This window comes from Pedobacter sp. 01N310, assembly GCF_056399805.1.
The window spans coordinates 25,111-39,180 of sequence record NZ_JBFTSB010000010.1 but is presented as its reverse complement, the minus strand read 5'-3'; the positions used below and the strand labels follow the sequence as shown (position 1 = coordinate 39,180).

Genomic DNA, 14,070 nt, shown 5'->3' with positions numbered 1-14,070 from the left:
ATACGTAATTTTGTAACCGTTCCGATGATTAGTCGGAACGGTTTTTTTTATTTAAGAACATGGAAATTCAGGAAAACATTATTAACAAAGTAGCCAATAGCGGTTTAATTACTTTAAATCTCGAAGATTTTTATCATAAAGGCGAAAGAGTGGTTTATGATATAGTGGATAATCTATTTCATGGTTTAATGTTAAGAGAAAAGGATTTTAGAGAGTTTATCAAAACTCACGATTGGGCGCAATATCAGGATAAGAATGTAGCCATTATCTGCTCGGCCGATGCAATTGTACCTACCTGGGCTTATATGTTGCTTGCCAATAAACTAAAACCTTATGCCAATGAAGTAGTATTTGGCGATTTAAATACATTGGAAGCTGTTTTATTTACCAAGGCATTGGCTAAAATTAATCCTCAAGATTATGCCAACGAGCGTGTGGTGGTAAAAGGATGTGGAGATATCGATGTTCCGGTTTCAGCCTATGTTGAGGTAACCAACCTGCTTACCCCGATAGTTAAAAGCATTATGTTCGGCGAGCCTTGCTCTACGGTTCCTGTATATAAAAGAAAAGATTAAATTTTGGTTTGCTTTTTGTATATCTTCATGGAGGAAGAGTTTAATTTCTTTTAAAGGAAAACCTTTTTCCCTTTTCGGTACGTCATCCTGAATTTATTTCAGGATCTCTCATGCTGATAATGAACACACACACAAATGAGAACAAAAGCAATGAAGAAATTATTTATAACCGTCACGGCTGGCTTATGCAGTCTTTTGGGAACGGCTCAGCAACTTCCCCTGAAGAAAGAGGCGGTATTTCAGGAAGGAGAGGTTTTGCAGTATAAATTAAGGTATGGGTTTATCACGGCGGCAGAGGCCACCATTAAGGTAGCCAATTCTGATTTAAAGTTTGATAACAGGTCAACTTATAAGCTTACGGTTGATGCGCAGACCTCTGGCACCTTTGACGTGTTTTATAAGATAAGAGACCATTACGATTCGTATATCGATAAAACTGACCTTTTACCTTACTTCTATCAGGAGAATATCCGTGAGGCCAGTTATAGACGCCAGGATAAGGCCCGGTTTACGCAGGATGCTAAGAAAGTAGTTTCGAACAGAGGGACTTTTACAACGCCGACTAATCAGACTTTTGATCTTGTTTCGGCTTATTATTTTGCCCGGAGCCTGGATATCAGTAAAATCAAAATTGGTGATAAGTTTAAACTGAACTATTTCTTGGGTGACGAAATCTCAGCCTTAGAGGTAGAATATATAGGAAAAGAAACGATTAAAAGTAAGTTGGGGAACATCCGTTGTTTAAAATTTAGTCCATCTATTAAACCGGGAAGGATATTTAAAAAAGATAGCAGGTTATACCTCTGGGTAACCGATGATGGAAACCGCGTGCCGGTAAAGGCCCAGGTAGAGATATTGGTAGGAGCAGTTACCATGGAATTAAAATCGGCCAGTGGCCTGAAATATGCTTTAGCAAAAGAATAATGATGATAGAAGTTGAACAGGTGCTGGTGCACGAAGACGTATTGAAAGAAAACTTTGTTTGTAATTTAAGCAAATGCAAAGGAATCTGTTGCGTGGAAGGTGATTCCGGTGCACCATTGGATAATGACGAAAAGGCCATTTTGGAAGAGATATATCCAAAAATAAAACACCTGTTGAATGAAAAGGGTATTAAAGCCATTGAGGAACAAGGCGTTTACGTAGTTGATGAAGATGGCGATTTAACCACCCCTTGCGTAGATAAAAATAAAGAATGTGCTTACGTGCTTTTTGAGGGTGGTATTACGAAATGTGCCATTGAAAAAGCGTATGAGCAAGGTATTGTAGATTGGCAGAAGCCGATTTCTTGTCACCTTTACCCTATTCGGATAACGAAATATCCAGAATTCGACGTGCTAAATTACGACCGCTGGCACATCTGTCACGATGCCTGCACCTTTGGCCGTGAACTTAAAGTACCAGTTTATAGTTTTTTAAAAGGACCACTAATCCGTAAATATGGAGAAGAATGGTATAAAGAATTGGAAAGCTCTGTGGCGGCGATGTAGTTTTTCTTCCTTAAATTTTCATGTTATTGGTGCAACAGTAAAGTCAAATATAAGCGTCATCTATACTTTTCTTGCGTATATCTATTGCAACTGCAAGCTTATCTATTTTATGTAGAAGATGGTCAGGAAAACTGACTAATTGCTTCTAAATTATTCGTTCGGTTTTCAGCTTATGTCAAAATTAAGTTGTTTTTTGCCGAAATCTAACTTACTTTAGCGGAATTGAAAATCATTTAATAACTGTGAAAAAAATCTTAATCACTGGTGGTGCGGGCTTTATTGGCTCTCATGTAGTTCGCCGTTTTGTTAACAACTATCCTCAATACGAGATCGTCAATTTAGATAAACTTACCTACGCAGGTAATCTGGCTAATTTAACCGATATTGAAAATAAGCCAAATTACAGATTTGTAAAAGAAGATATTACTGATGCGAACGCGATGTTCGATCTGTTTAAAACAGAAAACTTCGATGCCGTTATCCACCTTGCAGCGGAGAGTCATGTAGATCGTTCTATTTCTGATCCAACGGCTTTTGTAATAACAAATGTAATTGGTACTGTAAATTTATTAAATGCTGCCCGTGAATATTGGAAAGGTGATTACAATAAAAAACGTTTCTATCATGTAAGTACCGATGAGGTTTATGGCGCTTTAGGTGAAACAGGGATGTTTACCGAAACCACTGCTTACGATCCGCATAGCCCTTATTCGGCCTCAAAGGCGAGTTCAGATCACTTTGTAAGGGCCTACCATGATACTTATGGCATGGATTGCGTAATTTCTAATTGCTCTAACAACTATGGTTCTCATCATTTTCCTGAGAAGCTGATTCCATTAGCAATTAATAATATCAAGAATAACAAACCGGTACCGGTATATGGTAAAGGGGAGAACGTACGTGATTGGTTATGGGTAGAAGATCATGCCAGGGCAATCGATGTAATTTTCCACAACTCAAAAACAGGAGATACTTACAACATTGGTGGACATAACGAGTGGAAAAATATTGATCTCATCAATTTGCTTTGTACTATTATGGACCAAAAACTTGGTCGCGAAGCGGGAGAATCAGCTAAACTAATCACCTATGTAACCGACCGCGCGGGGCATGATTTGCGCTATGCCATTGATTCGAGTAAACTGCAAAATCAATTGGATTGGGTACCTAGCTTACAATTTGAAGAAGGCTTAGCCAAAACGGTAGACTGGTATTTACAGAACGAAGATTGGTTAAACAATGTAACCTCAGGCAACTATCAATCCTACTACGAACAACAGTACAGCAGTAAATAATGGAAATTGAACAAACGGGATTAAAAGACTGTCTGATTATTAAGCCAAGGGTGTTTGAAGACCCCCGGGGGTATTTTTTTGAAAGTTTTAACCAAAATACATTCGAAGAAAAAACGGGTTTATCAGGCAGGTTTGTTCAGGATAACGAATCTTATTCTTCTTACGGTGTAATTAGAGGTTTACATGCCCAAACCGGAGAATTTGCACAAGCCAAATTAGTCCGTGTAACCAAGGGGGAAGTATTGGATGTTGCGGTAGATGTACGTCCAAGCTCACCAACCTATGGTAAACATTTTGCCATACGCTTAAGTGCAGAGAATAAATTACAGCTTTATATACCAAGAGGTTTTATACATGGCTTTTCGGTATTGAGCGAAACGGCAGAATTTTTATACAAATGCGATAATTTTTTCAATAAAGCTTCAGAAACCGGCGTAATTTATAACGATGCGGACCTGAATATCGATTGGTTAATTCCGGAGAAAGATCAGGCGGTATCTGATAAAGATTTACTTTTAAACCCCTTTTCAGCTTTACAACATATATGAGCAAAATATTAGTAATTGGTGCCGGCGGACAGTTAGGCCAGTGCTTAAAGGTGGTTGCGGAGCGAAGAGGAATTACAGAAATTGTTTTTCCAGCTGAGCAGGATGCCAATATTTTGGATGAATCTGGTTTGAATGATCTGTTAGCTGCTGCGCAACCTGCTTTTGTGATTAACTGTGCCGCTTATACTGCTGTAGATAAAGCAGAGGATGAAGTTGAGCTGGCTAAAGCAATTAACGAAACAGGTGCGGGATACCTGGCCTCAGCTTGTCTGGTAAATGGGGCAACGCTTATACATGTTTCCACTGATTTCGTTTTCGAAGGGAATGAAGTAAAATTACTAAAGGAAGACGACGAGGCTAGACCAATCAATGTTTATGGTGTAACCAAACTGGATGGAGAAAAAGTAGTTTCATCCAAGCTGCCAACCCATTTTATTGTCCGCACCAGCTGGTTGTATTCTGAATACGCCAATAATTTTGTGAAAACCATGCTTAAACTTGGTGCGGAGCGTGACGAGCTGAATATTATTGCCGATCAGGTGGGTACGCCAACCTACGCGATTGATCTGGCAAATGCTATTTTTGATATTATCGCATCTTCATCTACCTCGTACGGAGTATACCATTATAGCAATGAAGGTGTAACCTCATGGTTCGATTTTGCAAAGGCCATTTTTGATATCAGCGAAACGGCGGTTAAAGTGAATCCTATTCCAGGGTCTGCTTACCCAACCAAAGCCACACGGCCAGCATTTTCGGTAATGGATAAATCTAAAATAAAAAATACATTTAATATTGAAATCCCTTATTGGAGAGATAGTTTGGTGGAATGTATAAAACAAATTAAAATACAATAAATAGGTATCATTATTTCATTTAGGTCTGCAATGACCAATGAACCAATGACCAATGAACTAATGACTAGAATATGAAAGGTATAATCTTAGCTGGTGGCAGCGGAACCCGTTTGCATCCTTTAACTTTGGCTTGTAGTAAACAGATGATGCCGGTTTACGATAAACCGATGATCTATTATCCTTTATCTACGCTGATGTTGGCTGGGATAAAAGAAATTCTGATTATTTCTACCCCACACGATCTGCCAAATTTTGAGAAATTATTGGGGGATGGTGCTTCTTTAGGCTGTAAATTTAGTTATGCCGTACAGGCCGAGCCGAATGGTTTAGCACAGGCTTTCGTGATTGGCGAAGAATTTATCGGTCAAGATAAGGTAGCTTTAGTGTTAGGCGATAATATCTTCCATGGCGATGGTATGGCCAAATTATTACAGGCCAGTTCCGATCCCGATGGCGGTGTGGTATTTGCCTATCAGGTTTCAGATCCAGAACGTTACGGTGTGGTTGAGTTTGATGCTGATAAAAAAGCAATTTCTATTGAAGAAAAACCTGTTCAACCCAAATCAGACTACGCAGTACCAGGATTGTATTTTTATGATAATGAGGTTGTAGAAATTGCCAAAAATATTAAACCTTCACCTCGTGGCGAGTACGAAATTACCGATGTGAACCGAATCTATCTAGAACGAGGTAAATTAAAGGTAGGCGTATTAAGCCGTGGAACAGCCTGGTTAGATACCGGGACTTTTACCTCTTTAATGCAGGCAGGGCAATTTGTGCAGATTATTGAAGAGCGACAAGGCTTAAAAATCGGGTGTATTGAAGAAATCGCTTATCGTATGGGCTTTATCGACGCAGAACAGCTTAGGGCTATTGCTACACCTCTGGTTAAGAGTGGTTATGGAAGTTATCTCTTGAAGCAGATTAAATAACAAATTCGACTACAGTTAATATACTCAAAATAATAAATCACCATTCAATGCCATTGTATTGACTGGTGATTTTCTTTTATTTGGGATTTTTGTCATCCTGAGCGCAGCGAAGGATCTCTAAAATGCATATGCAATCTTTATTACCATATAAGATATAAGTTCATTTAAGCATTACGCTCCATCCAACGCTGCGTACTTCGCGCTTTCTCTTTGTGTCCTTTGTGGTTAAAAGAATTAAGCATTCTACATTTATCTTATATTTGCCCAATTACCGAAAGAAAAAATGAATACAGAAAATCAGATTGCTATTATTGGTTTAGGTTATGTAGGCTTACCCCTGGCAATCGAATTTGCTAAGAAATATAAAGTAATTGGTTTTGATACGAATGAGGAGCGGGTAGCGGAGTTAAATCAGTTAAAGGACAGAACAAATGAAGCCAATCTGGAAGATCTGAAAACTGTAATTTCGGCATCGGAGATGGGATTAACCCTGAGTGCCAATTTAGCCGACCTGGCCAAATGCAGCATCTATATCGTTACCGTCCCTACCCCTATCGACCATCTTAAAAGGCCGGATCTGCAACCTTTACTTGCGGCCAGTAAAATGTTAGGTATTGTATTAAAAACAGGTGATATCATCATTTATGAATCAACTGTTTATCCAGGTTGCACCGAAGAAGATTGTGTACCTGTTTTAGAAAAAATTTCAGGATTAAAATATAATATCGATTTTTTCTGTGGTTATTCCCCAGAACGGATTAATCCTGGAGATAAAATTAATACCCTTACCAAAATTAAAAAGGTAACATCAGGCTCTACGCCTGCAATTGCTGCTGAAATTGATCAACTCTACGCATCAATTATTACGGCAGGTACCCATTTGGCACCCAGCATTAAAGTAGCAGAAGCCTCAAAAGCAATAGAAAATGCGCAGCGGGATGTAAATATCTCTTTTGTAAACGAACTGGCCTTAATTTTCGATCGCATGGGCATTGATACAACAGATGTATTGGCTGCTGCTGCAACCAAATGGAATTTTCTAAACTATAAACCCGGCTTGGTTGGTGGCCATTGTATTGGCGTAGATCCCTATTATTTAGCACATAAGTCAGAGTCATTAGGCTATAAGCCTGAAGTAATCCTATCTGGCAGAAGGGTGAATGACAATATGGGGATGTTTGTGGCCAATAAGGTGATCAAAATGCTGGTGGCCAAAGATAAAGTGATCAATGGCGCTAAGGCCCTAATATTGGGTTTCGCTTTTAAAGAGAATTGCCCCGATACCCGAAATACCCGGGTAATTGATATTTACAAAGAATTGAAATCGTTTAGTATGGACGTTGATGTATACGATCCCTGGGCCAATGCAGCTGAAGTGGAGGCTGAATATAATATCCGGATGATTCAAAATGATGATTTCGGGTATTATGATGTAATCATTTTAGCAGTGGCCCACCAGCAGTTCTTGCATATCGATTATGCTAACTTTAAAGCAAAAGGTTCGATTATTTTCGATACCAAATCCTTTATCAACAGAGATTTGGCGGATGCAAGGTTATAATATTGCTATATAACACTAATATTTGTTTACCCCTTCTGTACCCTTTGTTTACCCTTTCTCTATACCAAGTTAACCCCAGGGTTACCCCATGCTTACCTATTCTTTACCTTTTTATTACCTAAAAGGTAAACAAACAATGTAAAAATGGCCGATAAAAGGAAATGTATAAAGCAGCAAAAGGCTTGGCTAGTGTGAGCTTGGTAAGAAGAATGGGTAAAGGTAGTAAATACGATTTAGCAGCTTTGGTTAACGATATGGTCATTTCTGATCTTCATTTATGAAAAAAGATGATATTTTAAGGGGTGTTTTAAAGCCTTAACTATTTTGAATAACATTTCTGAAGTACTGTTGATCGTGTATAAGTTATATTTTTGTTAATTCTCTTGCACAAATTAAGCTGTAGAATCTTTTTAAAGCATCATTTTCGACTATTTGTCTGATTTAATCTACTCTTTATTGGAAAATAGCATGAATTTTCTTAAATTTAACTCGTTAATTAGAATACTTTTGTTGTTCGGTAAATAATACTTTCAATTCGCATATTATTGCAGTGATTGTTTCGTTTATAAACGAGTGATATGATAAGGCGATTTAATTTGATATTCCATTGTTATAAATATGTTAAATTTTTTTTCAAAAAAGAATAAAGTAACTGATATCTCCTGGTTAGGCGTTGATATTCATTCGCATATCCTGCCAGGTATTGACGACGGCTCTCCTGATATGGAAACTTCCGTTCGATTTGTAAAATCGCTTACGGAGCTGGGGTTTGCTCAATTAATTGCGACCCCTCATATTTATAAAGAGCTCTATCCAAATACGAAAGTAAGTATCGATAATGTTAAAGAAAATCTACAAGAAGTACTTAACAAGGAAAATATATCAACCAAATTAGGAGCGGGTGCGGAGTATATGATAGATCAGGATTTTACTCTGGATGAAGATTTATGCCCGTTGGATCAAAAGCATTTACTTATAGAAATGTCTTACCTATCTGAAAGCCCTGATATTAGTCAAACCATATTTAATATCGAAATTAAAGGATATAAGCCAATTTTAGCACACCCAGAACGTTATACATTTTATTTTAAAGATAAAAGCCGATTAAAGAGGTTTAAAGAAAAAGGCTGTTTATTACAGTTAAACCTACTATCTGTTTTGGGGTATTATGGGCGCGATGTGAAACAATTGGCCGAGATGCTATTAAAGGAAAAAATGTATGATCTAGCAGGAACTGACCTTCATCATGATAAGCATTTGCTTACCTTAACTGATGCGGTACAATCAGGTAGGTTGCATGATCTCATAGGTCATTACAGTTTTAAAAATCAAGAGACATTTAGTTCTATTTATGCTTAAGAGTGCTTTAAATGGAATACTCTTTCAATTTACAAATTATGTTAAAGGTTTAATATAAAAACTTGATGTAAAATATTCAAATTTCTAAAATTAATCGTTTTTAGATATTACAATTAAATGATTAAGTTTGCAAGCTGTTTAAAATGATCATTTTCATTTTAAATGGATATATACCTATGAATAAAAAAAATAACATGAAAAGAGAGGTGAAATTAATAATCGTATTGTTAATTATTACCTTAAGCTCATCTTGTGTGAGTAATAAAAAAATAGCTTACTTTCAAGATATACAGGGTGTTAACAGTGCGAAGCTTGAAAATGCAACAGCCTATACTGAGCCTGTAATACAGACAGATGATATCTTAAGTATAAATGTTTTTACCCTGAATCCTCAAAGTGGTGCCATCGTTAATCAAGCAGCTGCAACTCCTGCCCTTGGAGGAAATACAAATAGCAGCCTCTCTACGCAAAATACAGGATTTCTTGTAGATAAAAATGGAGAGATTGAACTTTCTTTAATCGGGAAAGTTAAGGTTGCAGGGTTAACAACCTATCAAGCTAGGGAATTGATTAGAGGGAAAGCGACAGATATTTATAAAGAACCGAATGTACAATTGAGATTTGCTAATTTTAAAGTTAGTGTTCTTGGTGAAGTGAATGCTCCATCAGCTTATACATTGCCTAATGAGAAAGTATCGATTCTTGATGCCTTGAGTTTAGCTGGAGATCTGACCATATATGGGCGCAGAGAAAATGTACTTGTAATCCGTGATAATAACGGAAAGAAAGAATTCGCCCGACTAGACTTAAACTCATCAGAAATTTTTAATAGTCCCTATTATTATTTAAAGCAAAATGATGTTGTTTATGTCGAGCCAAACAAACGTAAGGTTTCGGCCTCTAATTCTGCCCAGATACAAACCATAGGTGTAATCGCATCCGTAATATCCGTAATTGTATTGGCAATAAGTAGTTTCAAATAATAATCGAGCTTAGTTTATACATGAATAATTTTCAAGAAAATCCGAATATAGAAGAAGAGGAAAGTGTTGATTTAAAAAAAATATTTTCAAAAGTTGTAGAAAAATGGCCCTGGTTCTTTGTGAGCATTATAATTTGTTTACTAGCTGCATTTTTATATGTGAAATTTACCGCTCCTAGTTATCAGATCACTGCTAGGGTTCTGGTTAATGACGATGAAAAGGGTGGGGGTATGGCAAAAGAAGCGGGCGCTTTGATGGATTTAGGCGGACTATTAGGGTCCAAGAATTCTGTCGATAATGAAGCTGAAATTCTCAAAACACGTTTTTTGATGGAGCAGGTAGTTCGTAAAATGGAACTTAATATTACCTATAGTACCAGAGAAAATTTTATTAAAAGAGAAATTTATGATGCGCCATTTAAATTAGAAATAATAAATGGAATTGATACAATTAAAGCAACTGCGCTCGATATAGAAAAAATTAATAATGGTAAATTCAGAATAAAGGGTAAAAAAATAGATAAAGAAGTCTCTTGGAACCAACCCTTTAAGTTAGATGATGTCGGCCTGGTAAAATTGGTTCCAAAATTTGGTAACTATGCTTTTTCTAATACATATGCCGTACTTATAACTTCATTAGACGAACGTGTAGCCACATTGATGAAGAATCTGTCTGTTACGGTTTCTAATAAACAGGTAACTATTATAGATTTAGGATTATCTTATCCATTACAAAAGAAAGGAGAGGATATTCTGAATACCCTGATTGGACAATATATTGCATCTAGCTTGTACGATAAAAATATAATAGCCGATAGTACAACCAAATTTATCCAAAACCGTTTGGGCAAGATTGCTAATGAGCTGGGGGATGTTGAAAGTAGGGTTGAAGAATTTAAGAAAACTAATAAGCTTGCCGATATGTCGGAACAAGGTAAACTTTTAGTTCAAAACTCAGGGGAGTTTGCTTCAGAGTTAGCTAAGGCCGAAACACAAGTTGCTATATTGGATGATTTGGAAAAATATCTCAAAGATGAAGGTAAAAATAAACGTGTTTTTCCAACATCGTTACTTCCTCAGGATATGGTTTTCTCAGGCATTATGAATCAATATAATGCACTGTTGATCGAACGAGATAAACAGTTGTTGAGTGTAACTGAAGAAAGTCCTTTTGTTAAAAATATTGATGATCAAATCGCTGGATTACGGAATGGAATATTGGCTAATATTCAGAGTACTAAAAATACCTTTGTTGTAACGCGGGATAAATTACGTAGTCAAGTAAACCAAACAGAAGGGAAGATATCGGGTGTTCCTCAAATTGAGAAAGATTATTTAAAGCTGGCTCGGAATCAAAAAATCAAAGAAGAGCTTTATATATTTCTAATGCAGAAAGCAGAAGAAACTGCGATATCTAAAACCTCTAACATTTCAATTGCTAAAACGATAGATCCACCAAAAGCCAATGTGGAGCCAATAAGTCCTAAACAAAAAGTTATATATTTAGCAGGGTTTTTTGCTGGTTTAGTTATACCACTTATATTTATCTTTATCTCTGATTTCTTTAATACAACCATTTCTACAAAAGAAGATATTACAGCAAAAACCAATGTCCCGGTTATTGGAGAAATCAGTCACAATGAATATAATGATAATTTAATCGTTGCTAACAAAGAGAGATCAGCCATTTCTGAGCAATTCCGTGCGCTGCGAACAAACCTTTCCTTTTATCTGAAAAGTAAGGAAGAAAAAATTATACTACTTACATCTAGTATGAGTGGAGAAGGTAAATCTTTTACAGCTATTAATTTAGGCAATATTTTAGCCCTGGCCGGGAAAAAGGTATTGTTGATGGAATTGGATTTAAGAAAACCCGGCCTTTCGGCTAAGTTAGGTGTTTCAAATGATATTGGTTTTAGTAATTACACCATAAGTAGTGATGTTAAAATTCAAAGCATTATTAAGCAACTTGCCATTAATAAAAATATGTTTATTATTTCGTCTGGGCCCTTACCACCAAACCCTGCCGAGACCTTAATGAGTGAGCATACGCCTGTTCTGATAGAAGAATTAAAAAAGCAATTTGACTATATCATCATGGATGCTCCACCGGTGGGGATAATTACTGATGCCCAACTGTTGGCTAACTATGCTGACGTGACACTGTATTTAGTTCGACAAAAAGTAACCCATAAAGATCAGTTAGCTATCGTTGAAGATCTTTACAAGAAAGGTAAAATGAAGAAACTGGGTATAGTTGTGAACGATATTGTTAGCAAATATTACGGGTATGGTTACGGCTACGGTAATTATGGAGAGGTCAAAAAAAGTTCAATTTTTGAGAGGGTATTTAGTAAATTCAAATGACGCAAGATAATATAAAATGAAAACTGCACTAATAACAGGAATTACAGGACAAGATGGTGCTTATTTAGCAGAATTACTGCTTGAAAAGGGTTATATGGTTCATGGAATTAAGAGAAGAAGTTCGATGTTCAATACTGATCGTATTGATCATTTATATCAGGACCCACATGAGGACAATGTAAGATTTAAATTGCATTATGGGGATTTAACAGATTCAACCAATTTAATTCGTATTGTTCAAGAGGTACAACCAGACGAAATTTATAATCTAGGCGCGATGAGTCATGTGAAAGTGTCCTTTGATTCTCCCGAATATGTAGCTAATGTTGATGGTATAGGAACGCTAAGAATATTGGAGGCAGTGCGAATTTTGGGGCTAGAAAAGAAGACCAGAATATATCAAGCATCAACTTCCGAATTGTATGGTGGTATGCCGGAGAATAAAAATGATAAAGGATTTTATGATGAAAATTCACCTTTTTATCCACGCTCACCATATGGCGTCGCGAAGATTTATGGTTTTTGGATCACTAAAAACTATCGGGAGGCCTATGGCATGTTTGCTTGTAACGGCATCTTGTTTAATCATGAAAGTCCTTTACGTGGCGAAACTTTCGTAACGCGTAAAATCACTAGAGCTGTAGCTAAAATCGCTCAAGGTTTACAAAGCAAATTGTATTTGGGCAATTTGGATGCAGAACGAGATTGGGGGCATGCTAAAGATTACGTAGAAGCCATGTGGCGGATCCTACAACAAGATGTGGCAGAAGATTATGTTATTGCAACAGGAGTTACCACGCGGGTAAGAGAATTTGTACGAATGGCTTTTGCTGAAGTTGGTATTGCAATCGAATTTAAAGGAACTGGTATTGAAGAAAAAGGATATGTAGTTGCCTGTGGTAATAAAGGTTATCAACTTGAATTAGGGACTGAGGTTGTGGGGGTAGATCCCGCATATTTCCGTCCAACTGAAGTAGATCTTTTAATTGGCGACCCTACAAAATCCAAAACTAAGTTAGGCTGGATTCCTAAATATGACCTAGCTGCTTTAGTAAAGGAGATGGTAGCTGCGGATGTTGATCATTTCAGCAAAGAACAATTATTGAAAGCCCATGGCTATGTTATTAAAAATCAGTACGAATAATGTCTGAGGTTTATTTAAATGATAAATCCGCTAAAATTTACATTGCTGGTCATAGAGGAATGGTTGGCTCTGCGATTTTACGGAAATTAAAAAGTGAGGGTTTTAGCAATATTGTAACTAGGTTATCAAATGAGCTAAATTTGAAAGATCAGACTGCCGTAAATGATTTTTTTGATTTAGAAAAGCCAGAATACGTATTTTTAGCAGCTGCCAAGGTCGGCGGTATCATTGCCAACAATACTTATAGAGGTGAATTTTTGTACGATAATTTGATGATTCAAAGTAATGTTATTGAAGCATCTAGAAATGCCAATGTGAAAAAATTGATGTTTTTAGGCTCCTCATGTATTTATCCAAAAATGGCGCCACAACCCTTGAAGGAAGAATACTTATTAACTGGTGAATTAGAATTGACGAATGAACCTTATGCGATTGCAAAAATTGCTGGCATTAAAATGTGTGATGCATATCGAAATCAGTATGGTTGTAATTTTATATCAGTAATGCCAACTAATCTATACGGTATAAATGATAATTATCATCCAGAGAATTCTCATGTTTTGCCTGCATTGATACGTCGATTTGATGATGCAAAAGCACAAAACGCTCCTTATGTAACAATATGGGGTACTGGATCTCCCAAAAGAGAGTTTTTATTTGCTGATGATTTGGCTGACGCCTGTTACTTTCTAATGCAAAGTTATAATGATAGTGGATTAGTAAATATAGGTTGTGGAGAAGATTTGAGTATTAAAGATTTGGCATTAATGATTAGTGACGTTATAGGCTATAAAGGAGAAATACGGTTTGATAGATCGAAACCCGATGGAACCCCTCGGAAATTAATGGATGTTTCAAAGTTAACATCACTTGGATGGAAGTACAAAACCAATCTTATTGATGGGATATCTCTGGCTTATTCAGATTTTAAGAGTAATCCGTTAACGAAAATAATTTAGC

Annotated in this window: 13 protein-coding genes; all 13 read left to right on the top strand. The window is 36.7% G+C overall.

Annotated elements, in window-relative coordinates:
* The first annotated feature begins 59 nt into the window (after positions 1-59).
* Positions 60-575 carry a DUF2480 family protein gene (locus tag AC1DNH_RS18655; protein WP_477583464.1) on the top strand — a complete coding sequence of 172 codons (516 nt, stop codon included), beginning with the start codon at positions 60-62 and terminating at the stop codon, positions 573-575.
* A 150-nt stretch (positions 576-725) separates the two neighbouring features.
* On the top strand, positions 726-1,499 hold the full coding sequence (locus tag AC1DNH_RS18650; protein WP_477583463.1) for a DUF3108 domain-containing protein: 774 nt from the start codon (positions 726-728) through the stop codon (positions 1,497-1,499).
* 2 nt (positions 1,500-1,501) lie between these two features.
* Positions 1,502-2,065 (top strand): DUF3109 family protein, encoded by a 564-nt coding sequence (locus AC1DNH_RS18645; protein WP_086549448.1) that lies wholly within the window; start codon positions 1,502-1,504, stop codon positions 2,063-2,065.
* A 242-nt stretch (positions 2,066-2,307) separates the two neighbouring features.
* Positions 2,308-3,360 carry a dTDP-glucose 4,6-dehydratase gene (rfbB, locus tag AC1DNH_RS18640; protein ID WP_477611085.1) on the top strand — a complete coding sequence of 351 codons (1,053 nt, stop codon included), beginning with the start codon at positions 2,308-2,310 and terminating at the stop codon, positions 3,358-3,360.
* A complete protein-coding gene (gene rfbC / locus AC1DNH_RS18635) occupies positions 3,360-3,908 on the top strand; it encodes a dTDP-4-dehydrorhamnose 3,5-epimerase (RefSeq protein ID WP_477611084.1) in 549 nt (182 codons plus the stop codon). Before rfbB ends, rfbC begins: the two co-directional genes overlap by 1 nt.
* The gene (rfbD, locus tag AC1DNH_RS18630; protein ID WP_477580054.1) at positions 3,905-4,765 is read left to right on the top strand and encodes a dTDP-4-dehydrorhamnose reductase; all 861 of its coding nucleotides are present in this window, start codon (positions 3,905-3,907) and stop codon (positions 4,763-4,765) included. Before rfbC ends, rfbD begins: the two co-directional genes overlap by 4 nt.
* Before the next feature lie 71 nt (positions 4,766-4,836).
* Entirely contained in the window at positions 4,837-5,697 is an 861-nt protein-coding gene (gene rfbA, locus AC1DNH_RS18625; RefSeq protein WP_477580052.1) for a glucose-1-phosphate thymidylyltransferase RfbA, read from the top strand.
* Positions 5,698-5,980: 283 nt separating this feature from the next.
* On the top strand, positions 5,981-7,258 hold the full coding sequence (locus AC1DNH_RS18620) for a nucleotide sugar dehydrogenase (RefSeq protein ID WP_477610301.1): 1,278 nt from the start codon (positions 5,981-5,983) through the stop codon (positions 7,256-7,258).
* Positions 7,259-7,876: 618 nt separating this feature from the next.
* Positions 7,877-8,617: a tyrosine-protein phosphatase gene (locus tag AC1DNH_RS18615; protein ID WP_477580048.1), complete on the top strand. Its 741-nt coding sequence runs from the start codon at positions 7,877-7,879 to the stop codon at positions 8,615-8,617.
* A 194-nt stretch (positions 8,618-8,811) separates the two neighbouring features.
* Positions 8,812-9,600: a polysaccharide biosynthesis/export family protein gene (locus AC1DNH_RS18610; protein WP_477625575.1), complete on the top strand. Its 789-nt coding sequence runs from the start codon at positions 8,812-8,814 to the stop codon at positions 9,598-9,600.
* 20 nt (positions 9,601-9,620) lie between these two features.
* Entirely contained in the window at positions 9,621-11,966 is a 2,346-nt protein-coding gene (locus tag AC1DNH_RS18605; RefSeq protein WP_477580044.1) for a GumC family protein, read from the top strand.
* A 16-nt stretch (positions 11,967-11,982) separates the two neighbouring features.
* Complete coding sequence (gene gmd / locus AC1DNH_RS18600; RefSeq protein WP_477625574.1) at positions 11,983-13,110, top strand: GDP-mannose 4,6-dehydratase; 1,128 nt, start codon at positions 11,983-11,985, stop codon at positions 13,108-13,110.
* A complete protein-coding gene (locus AC1DNH_RS18595) occupies positions 13,110-14,069 on the top strand; it encodes a GDP-L-fucose synthase family protein (RefSeq protein ID WP_477580040.1) in 960 nt (319 codons plus the stop codon). The genes gmd and AC1DNH_RS18595 overlap by 1 nt, the downstream gene beginning before the upstream one ends.
* Position 14,070: the final 1 nt, after the last annotated feature.